General features: G+C 70.6%; 18 protein-coding genes. 11 read left to right on the forward strand and 7 right to left on the reverse strand.

Annotated elements, in window-relative coordinates:
- Positions 1 to 119 precede the first annotated feature (119 nt).
- The 3 genes from HUX53_RS35275 (at position 120) to HUX53_RS35285 (ending at position 818) form a co-directional block, all read left to right on the forward strand.
- Positions 120 to 371, forward strand: coding sequence for a Scr1 family TA system antitoxin-like transcriptional regulator (locus HUX53_RS35275; RefSeq protein ID WP_176407616.1), 252 nt, complete (start codon positions 120 to 122; stop codon positions 369 to 371).
- Positions 362 to 547 (forward strand): DUF397 domain-containing protein, encoded by a 186-nt coding sequence (locus tag HUX53_RS35280; RefSeq protein WP_176407617.1) that lies wholly within the window; start codon positions 362 to 364, stop codon positions 545 to 547. The genes HUX53_RS35275 and HUX53_RS35280 overlap by 10 nt, the downstream gene beginning before the upstream one ends.
- Before the next feature lie 85 nt (positions 548 to 632).
- A complete protein-coding gene (locus HUX53_RS35285; RefSeq protein WP_176407618.1) occupies positions 633 to 818 on the forward strand; it encodes a DUF397 domain-containing protein in 186 nt (61 codons plus the stop codon).
- Positions 819 to 930: 112 nt separating this feature from the next.
- On the opposite strand, the gene HUX53_RS42000 is transcribed toward HUX53_RS35285, so the two are convergent.
- Positions 931 to 1,149: a hypothetical protein gene (locus HUX53_RS42000; protein WP_255205951.1), complete on the reverse strand. Its 219-nt coding sequence runs from the start codon at positions 1,147 to 1,149 to the stop codon at positions 931 to 933.
- On the opposite strand from HUX53_RS42000, the gene HUX53_RS35290 reads away from it, so the two are divergent.
- Both HUX53_RS35290 and HUX53_RS35295 read left to right on the forward strand, forming a co-directional pair.
- Positions 1,084 to 1,395, forward strand: coding sequence for an NmrA family NAD(P)-binding protein (locus HUX53_RS35290; protein WP_309237585.1), 312 nt, complete (start codon positions 1,084 to 1,086; stop codon positions 1,393 to 1,395). The genes HUX53_RS42000 and HUX53_RS35290 overlap by 66 nt on opposite strands.
- 336 nt (positions 1,396 to 1,731) lie before the next feature.
- The gene (locus tag HUX53_RS35295; protein ID WP_255205948.1) at positions 1,732 to 3,696 is read left to right on the forward strand and encodes a histidine kinase; all 1,965 of its coding nucleotides are present in this window, start codon (positions 1,732 to 1,734) and stop codon (positions 3,694 to 3,696) included.
- Between the two features lie 243 nt (positions 3,697 to 3,939).
- Here HUX53_RS35295 and dapF read toward each other — a convergent pair whose 3' ends face one another.
- Entirely contained in the window at positions 3,940 to 4,740 is an 801-nt protein-coding gene (gene dapF / locus HUX53_RS35300) for a diaminopimelate epimerase (protein ID WP_176407621.1), read from the reverse strand.
- 21 nt (positions 4,741 to 4,761) lie between these two features.
- Positions 4,762 to 5,697: a tRNA (adenosine(37)-N6)-dimethylallyltransferase MiaA gene (gene miaA, locus HUX53_RS35305; RefSeq protein ID WP_309237586.1), complete on the reverse strand. Its 936-nt coding sequence runs from the start codon at positions 5,695 to 5,697 to the stop codon at positions 4,762 to 4,764.
- Between the two features lie 101 nt (positions 5,698 to 5,798).
- Here miaA and HUX53_RS43220 point away from each other — a divergent pair, with 101 nt between their 5' ends.
- Positions 5,799 to 6,083 carry an antitoxin gene (locus HUX53_RS43220; protein ID WP_176407622.1) on the forward strand — a complete coding sequence of 95 codons (285 nt, stop codon included), beginning with the start codon at positions 5,799 to 5,801 and terminating at the stop codon, positions 6,081 to 6,083.
- Here the strand turns inward: HUX53_RS43220 and HUX53_RS35315 are convergent.
- A complete protein-coding gene (locus HUX53_RS35315; RefSeq protein ID WP_176407623.1) occupies positions 6,080 to 6,778 on the reverse strand; it encodes a hypothetical protein in 699 nt (232 codons plus the stop codon). The genes HUX53_RS43220 and HUX53_RS35315 overlap by 4 nt on opposite strands.
- Before the next feature lie 24 nt (positions 6,779 to 6,802).
- Complete coding sequence (miaB, locus tag HUX53_RS35320) at positions 6,803 to 8,341, reverse strand: tRNA (N6-isopentenyl adenosine(37)-C2)-methylthiotransferase MiaB (protein WP_217920285.1); 1,539 nt, start codon at positions 8,339 to 8,341, stop codon at positions 6,803 to 6,805.
- Between the two features lie 285 nt (positions 8,342 to 8,626).
- On the opposite strand from miaB, the gene HUX53_RS35325 reads away from it, so the two are divergent.
- From HUX53_RS35325 to HUX53_RS35345, 5 genes are all read left to right on the forward strand, one after another.
- Complete coding sequence (locus HUX53_RS35325; protein WP_309237587.1) at positions 8,627 to 9,349, forward strand: amino acid ABC transporter ATP-binding protein; 723 nt, start codon at positions 8,627 to 8,629, stop codon at positions 9,347 to 9,349.
- Positions 9,350 to 9,457: 108 nt separating this feature from the next.
- Positions 9,458 to 10,327 carry a glutamate ABC transporter substrate-binding protein gene (locus tag HUX53_RS35330; protein ID WP_176407625.1) on the forward strand — a complete coding sequence of 290 codons (870 nt, stop codon included), beginning with the start codon at positions 9,458 to 9,460 and terminating at the stop codon, positions 10,325 to 10,327.
- A gap of 153 nt (positions 10,328 to 10,480) precedes the next feature.
- Entirely contained in the window at positions 10,481 to 11,164 is a 684-nt protein-coding gene (locus HUX53_RS35335; RefSeq protein ID WP_176407626.1) for an amino acid ABC transporter permease, read from the forward strand.
- A gap of 31 nt (positions 11,165 to 11,195) precedes the next feature.
- Positions 11,196 to 12,188 carry an amino acid ABC transporter permease gene (locus tag HUX53_RS35340; protein WP_176407627.1) on the forward strand — a complete coding sequence of 331 codons (993 nt, stop codon included), beginning with the start codon at positions 11,196 to 11,198 and terminating at the stop codon, positions 12,186 to 12,188.
- A 154-nt stretch (positions 12,189 to 12,342) separates the two neighbouring features.
- The gene (locus tag HUX53_RS35345; protein ID WP_176407628.1) at positions 12,343 to 14,373 is read left to right on the forward strand and encodes a prolyl oligopeptidase family serine peptidase; all 2,031 of its coding nucleotides are present in this window, start codon (positions 12,343 to 12,345) and stop codon (positions 14,371 to 14,373) included.
- 37 nt (positions 14,374 to 14,410) lie between these two features.
- Here HUX53_RS35345 and rny read toward each other — a convergent pair whose 3' ends face one another.
- Positions 14,411 to 15,982 carry a ribonuclease Y gene (gene rny / locus HUX53_RS35350; protein WP_176407629.1) on the reverse strand — a complete coding sequence of 524 codons (1,572 nt, stop codon included), beginning with the start codon at positions 15,980 to 15,982 and terminating at the stop codon, positions 14,411 to 14,413.
- Positions 15,983 to 16,269: 287 nt separating this feature from the next.
- Positions 16,270 to 17,568 (reverse strand): phosphopantetheine-binding protein (locus tag HUX53_RS35355; RefSeq protein WP_217920286.1); only part of this gene is annotated, 1,299 nt, incomplete at its 5' end.

Here is a 17,568-nt window from a genome sequence, read left to right on the forward strand (position 1 = left end):
GGTCGACGGCTGATCGGCAGGGGACACCCGACGATGATCGACGATCAACCCACCAAGATCAACTCGGACGCCGCGGGCAAAACCCGACACCCATCACCGCAGCTCAGCAACACCCGTGAATGGACACAATCAACATCCAGATCGCTCCCTTCTCCTACTACCGGGGAGTGTGGACCCCGTTCGCCATAGCCACCCTGCCGGACCAACGCCAGGTGGTGTACACCTTGAAGGCATACGGAGGCGAGACGTCAACCAGACCCGAAGATGTGGGGCTAGCATCCGAAGCCTTCGTTACGCTGCAAGCGGAAGCGCTGAGCGTGAAGGACACGCGAGCGCTGATCAGAAGGGTGATTGACGAGAGATGGACCTGAGCACCGCCAAGTGGCGCAAGGCCACGAGGAGCAGCGACCAGGGCGACAACTGCGTCGAGGTCGCCGGCATCCCGCACAGCGTGGCACTCCGGGACAGCAAGGACCCCCACGGCCCCAAGATCCTTGTGAACCGCGAGGACTTCCGTCGCTTCACCGAGACACTCAAGAACCTTTAGAGCACCCGAACCGCAGGCAGAAACACGGCGGCACCCAAGGCGCTGACTGTAAAGCCAGCGCTGATCAGAAGGGTGATGACAACAGATGGACCTGAGCACCGCCAAGTGGCGCAAGGCTTCACGGAGTGGCGACAACGCGGCCAACTGTGTAGAGGTCGCCGGCATCCCGAGCAGGGTGGCGATCCGTGACAGCAAGGACCCCCATGGCCCCAAGATTCTCGTGAGCCGCGAGGACTTTTGGCGCTTCGCTGAGGTTCTCAAGCGGCTTTAGTTCCCCCCAAGAGCCCCCGGGCCCGGTGCACATGCGCGGGTCGCCGGGGGCTTTTGTGTTCTTCGCGTCAGGGCAGGTGGGTCGCCTTCGGTGAAGACGGCGCTGGTCAGGGTCAGCAGGTCTCCGGGGAGACGTCGGGGCGGACGGTGTCCGTGGCGAGGGCGCGGTTCAGCAGGGTTGTCGTTGCCTCGCGCATGACGGCATGGCAAGTGTCGCCGGCGGCGAGCGACGTGGAGAAGCCGCGGGTGTTCGCGTCCATGCCCTGGTGCGCGATCCCGGCGCGGAGCGCGCCGCCGCGCTCGATGCCGTACTTGTGCGGGGGGACCTTCATGACGTCGCGTCGCTGAAGGCCGCTCTTGACGGGGCTCGCGGGGTGTTCTCGGTGCAGTCGCCGGATCTCTTGGGCAACTCCGAAGTCCGGCACGGACGGAACCTTGTCGAGGCCGCACGCGTCTGTTTCGGGCGCGCTTCCGCGAGGCCGCGCAGATCCTGGACGCCCGCATCTCGCCCTCCGTCCCGGAACAGGGTCGTGCGGAGGGGGCCATGGCGGCGTTGTTTCAGGCGCGGCGGCACATGAGTGCGCGTCCCGCGTCGGCGCGGCCCGAGTTCGCCGCGGGCGCCCTGGGCGGTCGGCCCTCCGGCGGTTCTGCGGGCAGGGCTACCTGTCAGTAAGTGCCACGGAGTGCGGCGTGCTGGGCACTGAACGTGCGGGAATGTTACGGAAGGTGCGTTGACCTGCGACTTTTGTTCTTCTCAGCGGGATCGGCGGTTACCATCACGGCACGCCCGGCGCAGCGTGTGCGCGGGGCGGCGGGAGCGGATTTGATCACGGTGTCCTGAGATGGACGCCCCAAAGACTGCAGGACGAGGAGCTGAACGCTTTAACATTCCATTACTTTCGGGCGGGGAGTGCATGATGGAGACGGCAGGACACGGCCGCGCGGCGGGACGCTTCGGCGTCCTGTTCGCGCTGATCGCGGTCGGGTTCGTTGCCGCGTCGCTCGTCATCGGTGCGCAACTGCCCTCGGGCGTGCGGATGGTGTGGTGGCATCCGGAGATCCTCGTCGCGTTGGCCTGGACGCCGGTGGGGGCCGTCCTGCTGCGGCATCGGCCGGGGTTGAAGGTCGCCTGGCTGATGGTCGGCGCCGGGTTCAGCGCGGCGACGTATGTGCTGTCGCTGAACCTGGGGCCGTGGGCGGGGCGGCACGACTGGGCCATCGCCGGGTTCGTCGACTGGCTCAGTACCTGGTTGTGGGCCATTGACACGTATGCGCTGACGCTGATCCTGCCGCTGATCTTCCCGGACGGGCGGCTCGTGTCGCGGTGGTTCCGGCCGGTGCTGGTGCTGGCCTGTCTGGTGCCGGTCATCGTTTGCGTTCACCTGACGATCGATCCCGATGTGCGGCGGTTCCACAACGGCGTGTCGGTGTACCCGTTCGATGAGATTCCGCTGGGCATCAGTGTCGTCATCATCGGCACCCTGGCGGCGGGTCTGTTGTCGGTGCTCGTCCGGTTCGTGCGGTCGGCGCCGGACGTGCGGCGGCAGATCGCCTGGGTCATCTACCCCGGCATCATCGCCGAAGGGGTCATCTACATCGGCGAGAACAGCCCCATCGGGGATCCGCTGCGCAACATCACGATCGTGGCGGTCCCGATCTGCATCGCGATCGCCATCACCCGGTACCGGCTGTACGACATCGATCTGGTGGTCAGCCGGACGCTGGTGTACGCCGGGCTCGTCGCCGTCATCACCGGCGTGTACTTCGCGCTGGTGGGCGCGGCGAGCGTGCTCGCCCACGGTAAGGGCACCCTCGCCGGGCTGGCCGGGGCGATCGTGGCGGGTGCGGTGTTCGAGCCCGTCCGGCGGCGCCTCCAGCGGACGGTGGACGGGGTCATCCACGGCGAGCGCGACCCGTACCGGATCGCCGACCGGCTCAACCGGCGGCTGCAGACCGCCGCCGACCCCGGTGCCGCGCTCGCCGTGGCGGCCGAGGTGGCGCGCTCGGCGCTGCACGCGACCGGCGTCGTGATCGAGGTGCTGGACCGCGACGGCCGGACGATCTCCGCGGAGGACGGCGTGCTCGGCGCGCGGCCCCAGCTCATCCCGCTGGTGTGGCACGGCGAGCCGGTCGGCCGGCTGCTGTTCGGCGTCACCCGCACCCCGGACACGCGGCTGTCGGGGGTGCTGGCCCGCAACCTCGCCGAGCTGGCGAACGCGGCCCGGCTCGCCGCGGACGTCCAGCGCTCCCGCGAGCACATCCTGCGCACCCGCGAGGAGGAGCGGCGGCGGCTGCGCCGCGACCTGCACGACGGGCTCGGCCCCACCCTCGCCAGCCTCGCCATGACGGTGGACGCGGCCCGCATCACGCTCAAGACCGACCCTGAGGCGGTCGACCCGCTCCTGGAGGACCTGCGCGCCACCATGGGACGCACCATCGGCGACATCCGCGAACTCGTGTACGGGCTGCGTCCGCCCGCGCTGGACGATCTGGGGCTGGAGGGCGCGATCCAGGCGCTCGGCGGTGTCGTCGCCACCGGGGACGGCCCGAACGTCGACGTGCGTGTGGAGGGCGATCTGACCGGCCTGCCTGCCGCCGCGGAGGTCGCCGCGTACCGGATCGTCCAGGAGGCGCTGACGAACGTCCACCGGCACGCCAACGCCGGCTGCGCCGAGGTCACGCTGTGCCTGAACGGCGATCTGCACGTCACGGTCGGGGACGACGGGGTGGGGCTGCCGGCCCGCCTGCGCTCCGGTGTCGGCATGTCGTCCATGCGCGAGCGCGCGACCGAACTCGGCGGATCCTGCACGGTGGGGCCCGGGCCCGGGGGCGGCACTCTCGTCCGGGCGCGGCTCCCGGTCAACGGCGCCCATCCCTGACGCGCATTCTCCTCGGCGTCACCCTGGTGGGAGGGCCGGTGACCGCCCCCCGCCAAGAAGGTCGCCACCGGCCCTCGGGCTCCGTACGGCGCCGGGGCTCCCATCCCGGTCCGTACGGGCCATTCACCAGAGGGTGTGCAAGTAAGAAGTTATGCGGCACATCGTCCCGTTGCAGAGGGACACCTGTCCCGTTCATGCCGGGACGGCCCTGGAATCGTCACAATACCTGGTGGGACGGGGTGCTCAGCCCCAGCCCGGCCTGGTCTCGCCCTCGGCGACCAGGACTGCCGGGCCCCGCAGAAACGCGGACTCCCCGTCCAGCGTGACGGTCACCCGGCCGCCCGGGACGTCGACCGTCCACTCCGACGTGCCGGGGGTCCCGAGGGCCGCCGCGGCGGCCACGGCGACCGTCCCGGTGCCGCACGAGCGGGTCTCGCCCGAGCCGCGCTCGTACACCCGCATCTCCACGTGCCGGTCCCCGACCGTGCGGAAGAACTCCACGTTCACGCCCTCGGGGAACGCAGCCGGGTCGAAGCCGGGGGCGCGGGACAGGTCCAGCGCGGCGACCGGCTCGTCCACGCGGCACGCCAGATGCGGGTTCCCCACCGAGACGCGCCGGCCCTGGAACGTCGTCCCCGCCAGGGACGCCTCCCCGTAGCCGAGCAGTTCGGGGAGGCCCATGTCGACGCTGACGTCGCCGGACGCGCCGAGCGTCACGCGGCGCAGGCCCGCGCGGGTCGCCACGTCCCACTCGCCGGGCGCGGCGAGGCCGGCGTCGACGAGGTAGCGGGCGAAGACGCGGATGCCGTTGCCGCACATCTCGGCGACGCTGCCGTCGGCGTTGCGGTAGTCCATGAACCACTCGGCGTCGGCCTCATGCTCGGTCGCCTTCGTGCGGACGACGCGCAGGACGCCGTCGGCGCCGATCCCGGCCCGCCGGTCGCACAGCCGTGCGACGGCCTCCGGCGTCAGGTCGAGGACGCCGTCCGGGTCGGGAAGGATCACGAAGTCGTTCTCGGTGCCATGGCCTTTGACGAACCGCATCCTTCGATCGTATTGCCTTCGTCAGGCGTCCCGCCCCGGCTCCTCCGTGATCAGTGCAAGGGCACGTTCGACCAGGTCAAGCGCATCGTAGGGCAGCCACTGGACGCGCGGGTCGCGGCGGAACCACGACTCCTGGCGGCGGGCGAAGCGCCGGGTCGTCCGGATCGTGTCCTCCTTGGCCTGCTCCTGCGTCCACTCCCCCGCGAGGAACCGGAGCACCTGCGCGTAGCCGAGGGCGCGCCCGGCGGTCAGGCCGTCCCGCAGGCCGTGCTTCTCCAGGTCGCGGACCTCGTCGACCAGGCCCGCGTCCCACATCCGCTCCACGCGCAGCGCGATGCGCTCGTCCAGCACCTCGCGCGGGACGCTCAGCCCGATCTGCAGGACGGAGTCGTACCGGTACCGGTGCTCGGGCAGTGTCGCGGTGAACGGCCGGCCGGTGATCTCGATGACCTCCAGGGCCCGGACGATCCGGCGGCCGTTGCTCGGCAGGATCGCGTCCGCGGCGGCCGGATCGAGCCCGCGCAGCCGCTCGTGCAGCACGCCGGGGCCGACCCGCGCCAGCTCCTCCTCCAGGCGCGCCCGGACGGCCGGGTCCGTCCCCGGGAACTCCAGGTGGTCGAGCGCCGCCCGCACGTACAGGCCCGACCCGCCGACCAGCACGGGCAGCCGCCCCCGGCCCCGGACGTCCGCGATCGCGTCGGCGCTGAGCCGCTGGTATTCGGCGACGCTCGCCGTCCGTGTCACGTCCCAGACGTCCAGCAGGTGGTGCGGGACGCCGCGCATCTCGGCCGCGGAGAGCTTCGCCGTCCCGATGTCCATGCCTCGGTAAAGCTGCATCGAGTCGGCGTTGACCGCCTCGCCGTCCAGCCGCAGCGCCAGTTCCACGGCGAGATCGGACTTCCCGGCCGCCGTCGCCCCGACGACCGCGATGACATGGAACACATCAGGTGAGGTCACGGATTGATTGTCGCAACAGAACGGGTATGGCCGTGGTTGTACGGGTGCTGCGCGAGCCTCGCGCAGCACCGATCGAGACGACGGATCCGGGGGGATCGGATATGTCCATCGTCGACAAGGTCAAGCAGATGCTGGGACAGCACTCCGACCAGGCCAAGCAGGGCGTGGAGAAGGCCGGGGACATGTTCGACGAGAAGACCGGCGGCAAGTACGCCGACAAGGTCGACAAGGCCCAGAACAAGGCCGGCGACTACATCGAGCGCGAAGGCGGCCAGTCCGGCCAGGGCGACGGCCAGGGCGGAGGCCTGGGCGGCGACACAGGCCTCGGCGGCCAGAGTGGTGACACCGGCCTGGGCGACCAGCCCGGCGGCGGCCGGACGTCCTAACGGCCGTTCCGCGACCAGCCCGCCACGAAGTAGCCGACACCGTACGGCGCCTCGTCGGCGAGCAGTTCGCCGGTGAGACCGGCCGTACCGCCGGCCGCACCGGCCAGCACCTGCCACGCCGCACGCCCGGCCGCCTGGACGTCCCGGGAGACACCGGGGTCCAGGGCGGCCAGGGCGGCGGTGTCGGCATCCCCGAGCGCGCGCGCCACGCCCTCGTCGTAGGGGCGCGCGCGCACATCGAGATAGCCGGGCGCCTTCTCCGAGCGGCACGCAGACCCGTCGCCCATCACGAGTAGCGCGACATCATCCGCCGTCTCAGCCACCTCTCGGCCAAGCGCCAGGCAGTCTTCCGGTTCGGCGTCGAACGCGACGGCCTGATAGCGCGCGCCGAGCCCTTGGCGCTCTAGCAGCCAGCGTCCGATCGTCAGGGACAGCGGGAGCGGCTCAGCACCGTCCTCGAGATCACAGGGACTCGTCCAGCCGAGCCCGTAGGGCCTGAGCGACGCGTAGGCGTCCGGACCGTACGACCGCGTCTCCGCGCCGCCGCCGACGACGATCAGCGCGTCAGCGCCCGCCAGACGGCCGACGGCACGATCGCAGGCGGCGCGCAGGGCGTCGAGCTCCGGCGCCGCCTCCCCCGCCATCTCCGGGACGAGAACGGGCGGATGCGGGCATACCGCCGCCGCTACGAGCACACTGCCTCCTCCGCCACCGGCGTCTCAGGAACACCCGTTGACGGGCGACGCCGGCTGGGCGGGACGCCCGATCGACGGCATGCCGAGCGCGACGCCCTTCTGCCCAGCGTCCTGCCCCTCCCCCTGGCGGGTTTCCCACGCGTCGCCCGCCCGCGTCCGGCGGACGTCCAGCACGGGCTTGTCCGCGACCAGGTGGTGCGGCGCCGCGTAGGTGACCTCGACGGTGACCATGTCGCCGGGCCGGACCCGCTCGTCCGGCGCGGTGAAGTGGACCAGGCGGTTGTCGCGCGCCCGGCCCGACAGCCGGCGGGTCTCCTCGTCCTTGCGGCCCTCGCCCTCGGCGACCAGGACCTCCAGGGTGCGGCCGAGCTGCTTCTTGTTCTCCGCCCAGGAGATCTCCTCCTGCAGGGCGATCAGCCGCTCGTACCGCTCCTGGACGACCTCCTTCGGCAGCTGGCCGTCCATGGTCGCGGCCGGGGTGCCCGGGCGCTTGGAGTACTGGAACGTGAACGCCGACGAGAACCGCGCCTCCCGCACCACGTGCAGGGTCTCCTCGAAGTCGGCCTCGGTCTCGCCGGGGAACCCCACGATGATGTCGGTGGTGATCGCCGCGTCCGGGATCGCGGCCCGGACCTTCTCGATGATCCCGAGGTAGCGCTCCTGCCGGTACGAGCGGCGCATCGCGCGCAGCACCGCGTCCGAACCGGACTGCAGCGGCATGTGCAGCGACGGTGTCACGTTCGGCGTCTCGGCCATCGCGGCGATGACGTCGTCGGTGAAGTCCTTGGGGTGCGGCGAGGTGAACCGGACCCGCTCCAGGCCCTCCACTCCCCCGCACGCGCGCAGCAGGCCCGCGAACGCCGACTGCCCGCCTTCGGTCATCGCGCGCACCTCGTCCGGCGCCGCGGACAGGGCGCCGAAGCCCGAGCCGTAGGCGTTGACGTTCTGCCCCAGCAGGGTGACCTCCAGGACGCCCTCGGCGACGAGCGCCTCCACCTCGGCGAGGATCTCCCCGGGACGGCGGTCCTTCTCCTTGCCGCGCAGCGACGGGACGATGCAGAACGTGCACGTGTTGTTGCAGCCGACGGAGATCGACACCCACGCCGCGTAGGGCGACTCCCGGCGCGTCGGCAGTGTCGAGGGGAAGGTCACCAGCGACTCTTCGATCTCGACCTGCGCCTCGCTCTGCACGCGCGCCCGTTCCAGCAGCGCGGGCAGCGACCCGATGTTGTGGGTGCCGAACACGACGTCCACCCAGGGGGCGCGCTTGGCGATCGTGTCGCGGTCCTTCTGCGCGAGGCAGCCGCCGACGGCGATCTGCATGCCCGGATGGCCGTCCTTGACCGGCCGCAGATGGCCGAGGTTGCCGTAGAGCCGGTTGTCGGCGTTCTCCCGCACCGCGCAGGTGTTGAACACCACCACGTCGGGCTCGGCGTCCTCCGCACGGACATATCCGGCCGACTCCAGCAACCCGGACAGCCGCTCGGAGTCGTGGACGTTCATCTGGCACCCGTAGGTACGGATCTCGTACGTGCGGGCGGCCGTCTCCATTGGCGCACTCATGACGGTAACCAAGGGTACGGGCCCGGCGCGCCTCGGACGAACGCCATATCGGAACGCGCCGCCCCACCGCTCCGGCCAGCACCGATGATCACTCTCCGCCACGATGGACCCCGTCCGACATGGGGATTCGTGATCGGATCGGTACCGCTCGGCGACTTTCGCGATTCTGACAATGACGTAAAGTCCGACCGCATGACGGACAGCGAAGGCGGACTCGACCTCACCAAGGACGAGCCGGAGGACTCCGTTCCGGAGCCGGCCCCCGCGGGCGGCCGGCCCCTCGTCGTGATGGAGAACGTCAACAAGCACTACGGCGAGCTGCACGTCCTCAAGGACATCGACCTCACCGTGGACTCCGGCGAAGTGGTCGTCGTCATCGGCCCGTCCGGAGGCGGCAAGTCGACCCTGTGCCGGTCGATCAACCGGCTGGAGCCCATCGACGGCGGCACGATCCTCGTCGACGGCAAGGAGCTGCCCAAGGAGGGCAAGGAGCTGGCGAAGCTCCGCGCCGACGTCGGCATGGTCTTCCAGTCGTTCAACCTGTTCGCCCACCGGACGATCCTGGAGAACGTCACGCTCGGGCCGGTGAAGGTCCGCAGGCAGGGCAAGCAGGAGTCGCAGAAGCACGCGATGGAGCTGCTGGACCGGGTCGGCATCGCCAACCAGGCCGGCAAGTACCCGGCGCAGCTGTCCGGCGGGCAGCAGCAGCGGGCGGCGATCGCGCGCTCCCTGGCCATGCGGCCCAAGGTGATGCTCTTCGACGAGCCGACCTCGGCGCTGGACCCCGAGATGGTCAACGAGGTGCTGGACGTCATGACGGGGCTGGCCCGCGAGGGCATGACGATGATCGTCGTCACGCACGAGATGGGCTTCGCGCGCCGGGCCGCGCAGAAGGTCGTGTTCATGGCGGACGGCCAGATCGTCGAGGAGAACACCCCCGACGAGTTCTTCACCAATGCGCGAACCGACCGCGCGAAGGACTTCCTTTCAAAGATCCTCACGCACTGAATCAATGTCATCCGGCCATGCCCAGGAGCTGAACCTGCCAGTCCACCGAGGATGAAAATGGTTCACAAGCCGCGGGGCTCCGGCACGAGAGCAGAGGTAGGACGAGAAATGCGAGTACGTCGTTTCGGCGCCCTCATCGGGGCGGGGATGGCGCTGTCGCTGGCGCTCAGCGCGTGCGGCAGCGACACCGAGAAGACCGAGGCCAAGACGGTCGTCCAGAAGGCCAAGGACGACAAGAAGCTCACCATCGGCATCAAGTTCGACCAGCCGGCGCTGGGCCTGAAGAAGCCCGACGGCACCTTCGACGGCTTCGACGTCGACGTCGCCAAGTACATCGCGCAGAAGCTGGGCGTGCCCGAGAACGGCATCACGTTCAAGGAGACGACCTCCGCGAACCGCGAGTCGTTCATCGGCGGCGGGCAGGTCGACCTGGTGGTCGCCACCTACTCCATCACCGAGGCGCGCAAGAAGCAGGTGACCTTCGGCGGTCCCTACTACGTCGCGCACCAGGACACGATGGTCCAGGCCGACAACACCGACATCAAGAAGACCGCCGACCTCAAGGGCAAGAAGCTCTGCAAGGCGGCCGGGTCGAACTCCTTCCGCCGCATCACCGAGGGCCCGCCGGACGGCAAGCTCAACATCTCGGGCGTCAAGCTGGTGGACGCCAGCAGCTACTCCGAGTGCGTGAGCAAGCTGAAGTCCGGCGCGCTGGACGCGGTGAGCACCGACGACCTGATCCTCGCCGGCTTCGCCAACCAGCAGAAGGGCTCCTTCAAGGTCATCAACGACCCCTTCACCGACGAGAAGTACGGCGTCGGCATCAAGAAGGGCGACACCGAGACCTGCGAGGCCGTGAACAAGGCCATCAACGACATGTACTCCGACGGCACCGCCAAGACGCTGCTGGAGAAGCACTTCGCCGGCACCGGGCTGAAGCTCGTCACGACCGTCCCGCAGATGGAGGGCTGCTCCTGATCCGGGGCCGCGTCTGAGGCCCGCCGCGCCGGTGCGTCCCAGCGGGAGCGCTATCCCGGGACGCACCGGCGCGGCTTGACCGGACGGCCTGACACCGGCCGGCCCGACACCTGCCGGCCCGACACCGCTGGAACGCCATGAAACAGCTGAGCAATGTTTGACTTCAGCCCGTTCTTCGACAGCTTCGACGAGATCCTGCAGGGGTTCTGGGCGACGATCCGCCTGGCGGCCGCCGCCGCGGTGCTGTCCATGATCATCGGCACGGTGCTGGCGAGCTTCCGCGTCGCCCCGATCCCGGTGCTGCGCGGCTTCGGCACGGGCTACGTCAGCGTCGTCCGCAACACGCCGCTGACGCTGGTGCTGCTGATGTGCAGCCTCGGCCTCAACGACATCCTCGCGCTGAAGTTCTCCGCGAACTCGTCGGTCACCTACTACTGGTGGGCCGTCCTCGGGCTGTCCGCCTACACCGGCGCCTTCGTCTGCGAGACGCTCCGGTCGGGGATCAACACCGTCCCGCTGGGGCAGGCGGAGGCGGCGCGGTCGATCGGCCTGACCTTCACCCAGTCGCTGCGCATGATCATCCTGCCGCAGGCGTTCCGCGCGATCATCGCGCCGCTGGGCAGCGTCCTGATCGCGATGATCAAGAACACCACGGTCGCCGCCGCGGCGAGCTACGCCGAGGTCGCGCTGGTCACCAAGACGATCATCGACAAGCCCACGTTCGCCAACGGCGTCATCCCGCTGTTCCTCGGCGTCGCCGTCGGCTTCCTGATCCTCACCCTGCCGACCGGCTACTTCTTCGGCTGGCTGGCCAAGCGAATGGCGGTGGCGCGGTGAGCAGCGAAGCGAGAGAGGCGAGGAGGGCCCGATGAGTAAAGAAGCGACCGTCCTCTTCGACATCCCCGGGCCGCGGGCGCAGCGGCGGAACAGGATCCTCACGGCCGTCGTCACGCTGGTGCTCGCCGCGATCCTCGCCGCGCTCCTGTGGCGGCTGGCCGACAAGGGGCAGTTCGCGGAGAAGCTCTGGACGCCGTTCACCAAGTGGACGGTCTGGCGGCACCTGATCCTGCCCGGCCTGCTGAACACGCTGAAGGCGGCCGCCGTCGCGACCGTGCTGGCGCTGCTGTTCGGCATCGTGTTCGGCCTGGCGCGGCTGTCCGACCACTGGTGGATCCGGCTCCCGGCCGGCGCGGTCGTGGAGTTCTTCCGCGGCATCCCGCTGCTGATCCTGATCTTCCTGGCGTTCTTCGTCCCGAACAAGATCAGCCCGGAGATCGCCGAGTCGCAGTTCGGCCAGCTGCAGCGCATCTCGGTCGACTACTTCTTCTCGATCTTCGGCGTGGAGAGCAACGCCGGCGTGGTGACGGTGCCCGCGTTCGCCGCGGTCGTGTTCGGCCTCACCATGTACAACGGCGCGGTGCTCGCCGAGATCGTCCGCGCGGGCGTGCTGTCGGTGCCGAAGGGGCAGTCGGAGGCCGCCTACTCCATCGGGCTGCGCAAGAACGGCGTGATGCGGCTCATCCTGCTGCCGCAGGCCATCACGGTGATGATGCCGGCGATCGTCAGCCAGATCGTCGTCCTGCTGAAGGACACCGCGCTCGGGTTCATCATCGCCTACCCCGAGCTGCTGCAGGCCGGCTTCAAGCAGGTGCCCGCCAACTACGAGAACAACGTCCTGCAGGCCGGGATCGTGGTCGCGGTGATCTACATCGCGATCAACATGTCGGTGAGCCAGGTGGCGACGTGGCTGGAGGCGCGCAGCCGCCGCAGCCGCAAGACGCAGGCAAAGACCATGGGCACGGGCGGCGCGCCGCCCGCGGCCGGGGTCGGGGTCAGGGAGCAGGCCGTCCCGTCGACCTGACCGCCTGGACGTTCCACGTCGGGGGCGCCGCCGGTTTCCGGTGGCGCCCTCCGCCCTGTTACCGGCGAGTCTCCTGGTCGCCGTGCATATCTTTCCGAAGTCAAACAGCCCGTCATGGCCCCAACCGATCCCCGTATGCGGGACGATTCCTGTTATGACCGCTCGTGCGACCCTCCCCTACGGCTCCTGGCCCTCCCCCATTTCCGCGGCCGATGTCGCCCGCGCCCGGCTGCGCCTCAGTTTTCCCACCGTCGCGGGCGACGACGTGTGGTGGCAGGAGACCCGGCCCGAGGAGAACGGGCGGACCACGGTCATCCATCTGAAGGGCGGGCACCGCACGGAGCTGCTGCAGGCGCCGTGGGACGCCCGTACCCGCGTCCACGAGTACGGGGGCCGGTCGTACCTGCCGATCCGTACCGGCGACGGCTGGTCGGTCGTGTTCTCCAACTACGACGACCAGCGGCTCCACCGGCTCGACGAAGGCGACCCCAAGCCGTACCCGCTGACGCCCGTCCCGGCCGTCCCGGCGGGGCTGCGCTACGCCGACTACGGCCTGTCCCCGGACGGGACGGAGATCTGGTGCGTCTGCGAGGGCCACATCGCCGCGCCGCAGCCCGAGCCCGCCGAGGGCGAGGAGGGTGAGCGGCCTCCGGTCGAGGAGCCCGGCACCGCGGGGATCCGGCGAGCCATCGTCGCCGTCCCGCTGGACGGCCGCGCCGCCGAGGACGCCGGCGCCATCCGCGAGCTGGTCACCGGCGCCCAGTTCTACGCGAGCCCGGCCGCGTCCCCCGGCGGCGGGCACCTGGCGTGGGTGCAGTGGAACCACCCGCGCATGCCGTGGGACGGCACCGAGGTGCGCGTCGCAGCGATCGAGGACGGCCGCACGGTCGCGCCCCGGACCGTCAAGGGCGGCCTCAAGGAGTCGGCCCTCGCGCCGCTGTGGCGCGACGACGAGTCCCTGTACGTGATCTCCGACTGGCCCGGCTGGTGGAACATCTACCAGGTCGGCCTGCACGGCGAGTCGCCGCAGGCGCTCTACCCGGCCGAGGAGGAGTTCGCGAGCCCGCTGTGGCAGCTCGGCGGCATGCCGTACGCGCTGCTCGGCGACGGGCGCCTCGCCGTCCTGCACGGGGAGGGCGACATGCGGCTCGGCGTGTACGACCCGGAGACGCTCGACCTCGTCGACCTTGAGGTCCCCTACGAGCACTGGGCGACGGAGCTGTCCGCGGACGGGACGACGATCGTCGGCATCGGCGGCGGCCCCGACCTGCCGCCGTCGGTCGTCCGCGTCGACACCACGACCGGGCGTGTCGAGGGGCTGCGCCGGGAGCTGGCCGAGCTGCCGGACGTCGCGTACCTGTCCAAGCCGCGCGCCGAACGCCTGGAAGGGCCGTTCGGACGTCCCGTCCACGCCTACGTGTTCCCGCCGACCAACCCGGAGGCGGCCGCGCCCGAGGGCGAACTGCCGCCGTACGTGGTGTTCGTCCACGGCGGGCCGACCGGACGCGTCTCCAAGGTCCTCGACCTGGAGCGGGCCTACTTCACCAGCCGCGGCATCGGTGTCATCGACGTCAACTACGGCGGATCGGCCGGCTACGGCCGCGCCTACCGCGAACGGCTGCGCCGCCAGTGGGGCGTGGTCGACGTAGAGGACGCCATAGCCGCGGCCCAGGCGCTCGTGGACGGCGGCATAGCCGACCCGGCGCGGCTCGCGATCCGGGGCGGCTCCGCAGGCGGCTGGACGACGCTCGCCGCGATCACGCAGACCGGCCTGTTCAAGGCCGCCACGTCCTACTTCGGGATCAGCGACCTGCAGAGCTTCGCCGAGGCCACCCACGACTTCGAGTCGCACTATCTGTTCGGGCTCATCGGCCCCCTGCCCGGTTTCGAGCGCGCCTACGAGGAGCGGTCGCCGCTCAGCCACGCCGACAAGACGGCCTGCCCCGTCCTGTTGTTGCAGGGGCTGAGTGACCCGATCGTCCCGCCGGACCAGTCCGAGCGTTTCGCGCTGGAACTGGCCGCCAAGAAGATGCCGTACGCCTACCTCACGTTCGAGGGCGAGTCACACGGCTTCCGGAAGGCCGGAACGGTGATCCGCTGCCTGGAGGCCGAACTGGCCTTCTACGGTCAGACCCTCGGCTTCGAGCCCCGCAACGTAGAACCCATCAACCTGACCGTCGGCTGACCCCCACGCCCGTCCGCCCCCAGCGGACGGGCCCCGGTCAGCGGGCGAACTCGATGGCGCGGGACTCGCGGACGACGGTGACGCGGATCTGTCCCGGGTAGGTCAGCTCGTCCTCGACCTGCTTGGCGATGTCGCGGGCGATGACCTGCGCCTGGATGTCGTCCACGCTGTCGGGCTTGACCATCACGCGGATCTCGCGCCCGGCCTGCATGGCGAAGACCTTCTCCACGCCCTCGTGCTTCTCGCGGGCGATCTGCTCCAGCCGTTCGAGCCGCTTGACGTACGCCTCCAGCGACTCCCTGCGCGCTCCCGGCCGGCTGCCGCTCACCGCGTCCGCAGCCTGGGTCAGCACCGCCTCGACCGTCCGGACCTCGACCTCGTTGTGGTGCGCCTCGATCGCGTGGACGACGTCCTCGTGCTCTCCGTACCGGCGGGCGATCTCGGCGCCGATCAGCGCGTGGCTGCCCTCCACCTCGTGGGTGAGGGCCTTGCCGATGTCGTGCAGCAGCGTGCACCGCTTGGCGACCTCCACCGGCAGCCGCAGCTCGCTCGCCATGACGCCCGCGATGTGCGCGGACTCGATCAGGTGCTTCAGGACGTTCTGCCCGTAGGACGTCCGGTACCGGAGCTGCCCGAGCAGCGCGATCAGCTCCGGGTGCATGTCGGCGATGCCGACCTCGACGAGGGCGTCCTCACCTGCCCGCACGCACAGCTGCTCGACATCGCTCTTGCTGCGCTCGTAGATCTCCTCGATGCGCTGCGGGTGGATGCGGCCGTCCAGGACGAGCTTCTCCAGCGTCAGCCGCCCGACCTCGCGGCGCACCGGGTCGAAGCAGCTCAGCAGCACCGCCTCCGGGGTGTCGTCGATGATGAGGTTCACCCCGGTCGTCGTCTCGAACGCCCGGATATTGCGCCCTTCCCGCCCGATGATGCGGCCCTTCATCTCGTCGCTCGGCAGGTGCAGCACCGACACGACCGACTCGGCCGTCTGCTCGCTCGCGACCCGCTGGATCGCCAGCGTCACGATCTTGCGGGCGCGCTTCTCGCCCTCCGCCCGCGCCGTGTTCTCGATCTCCCGCACGATCGGGATGGACTCCCGCTTGGCCTGGTTCTCGATCGCCGCGACCAACTCGCCCTTGGCCTGCCCGGCGGTGAGCCCGGCCGCGCGCTCCAGCACCTTGCGGCGCTCCTCGGCGACGCCGGCCAGCTCCTCCTTGCGGGCGTCGAGGGCCTGCCGGGCCTCGGTGAGGCGCCCCTGCCACTCCTCCAGCCGGCGCATCTCCGCGTCCAGCCGCTGCTCCCGCTCGGCGAGCCGCGCCTCCCGGCGCTCCAGATCCTCCCGGACGGTCCGCAGGTCGTCGCGCAGGCCGCGGCCCTCCTCCTCGACCTCGGCGCGCGCCGCGGACGCGGCCCGCTGCGTCTCCCGCTCGGCCTGCTCCAGGACGTCCTGCGCGTCCCGCTTCGCCGTCGACCGGATCTCGTCGGCCTCGCTCTGCGCCCGGGCGATCTCCGCCGCGGCTCTGCCGGGCATGCCGGGACGCCACAGGATCACGATGACGAGAGCGACCAGGGTCACCAGCAGCGCTGCACCCAGCAGGACGCTCTCCATGAGGCAGATCCTTCCTCGCCGCGGACCCCTGCGGACTCGGGGCCCTGCCTAGCGAGGATTTACTCGCGTCCGGATGCACGACATCGCCGGGCCGCGCGCGGCGCGCCCCCGGTGATCGGCCGCAGGGCGATCCGGCCGCATCCGGTCGACGAACGTGTCCTGTATGCCTCTCAGCTGCTGGAACGTGCTCGGTCGTATGGCAATCCGCGAGACGCGGAGTAACTCCTCACTGCCGTAACGGTAAGCGGCACAGAGATAATGAGCAAGCAAACGGAGGGCATTCCGGACTAACCGTACGTCAACGTGACTCCTTCCTTACCGCCCCTCCTGACCGTCCGCACCCACCCGGACCTGGCCGATCCCCGCCGCGGCAGGGCCCGGGCGGCGACCGCGGCGTAGGCGACACCGCCCGCGAGGGAGGCGAGCAGGGCCAGCCACTCCGAGCGGCCCTCCAGCAGCGGGTAGATCTGCCAATGGACCAGGTAGATGTAGAGCGAACCGGCGGCCAGCAGGCCGGCGAGCCGGTTGAGCCAGGCCGTGCTCGGCAGCTTCGGGACCCAGATCAGCAGCAGGACGCCGGCGATGACGACGGCCGTCCGCGCGGCGGCGCCGGGACCGAAATAGCCGGGGACGGTGACCAGCACGGCCGCGGTCAGCAGCAGCCGCTGCGGCGCGCCGGACGTCCGCGCCGCGGCCCAGCCGAGCGGGAACAGCCAGCAGGCGGTGATCGCGTCCGGCAGGTCCGCGAGCCCGCCGGCGTCGTAGCGCAGCAGCAGCGCCGCGCCGAGCAGGCCGAGCGCGAACCCGAAGGGCGCGCGCCGCTCCGCCCGGTCCAGGGCCGGGACGCTCAGCCACGCCGCCATGGCGGCCAGGATGTAGACGATCACCTCGATGAACCAGTAGTTGCTGTCGTGCCCCGTCGCGCTCTTCAGCAGCAGCGCGTCGACCAGGTGGTAGTCGGCGGTGACGAGCGCCGCGAGGCCGATCCAGAGGACGCTCGGCACGGCGATCCGGCCCAGGGCGGCCAGCAGGTTCGCGCGGCGCCGCCCGGCACCGGCGGAGGTGAGGTGGAACCGGGCGAAGTTGAAGCCCGCCACCGCCAGCAGCACGTGCGCCCCGCCCCGAACCGTGAACACGCCGATGTGCGACCCGACGATGGCGACGATCGCCGCGGCGCGCAGCGCGATGCCCGTCTCCACCGTCCGCAGCCCGCCGCGCCGCGCCGGGCGCCGCAGATCGCGGATGCGCATGGTGTGCCAGTCGGCGGGCAGCGCTCCGAGAGCCTCCTCCAGCTTTAGCGACATCTCCACGTAGGACAGCGAGTCACCGCCGAGACCGACGAAGCTGTCGTCCTCGGTGACGCCGGGACGGTCCAGGATCCGCGCGTACAGGCGGCACAGGTCCGCGCCGCCCGGCGGCTCGGCGCGAGCGAGCCCGAGAACGGCCCGGTGGTCGGGCTTGCCGGTGGCCGTCCGAGGGATCTCGGGCACGACGTGCACGCTGACCGCCCTGCCGGGCAGTCCACACTCGGCCGCCACCAGCCGCCGGACCCTCCGAACACTCAGTCCACCAACTCCCCCGCCCGC

This window comes from Actinomadura sp. BRA 177, from assembly GCF_013372625.1.
In the GTDB taxonomy this organism is placed as follows: domain Bacteria; phylum Actinomycetota; class Actinomycetes; order Streptosporangiales; family Streptosporangiaceae; genus Spirillospora.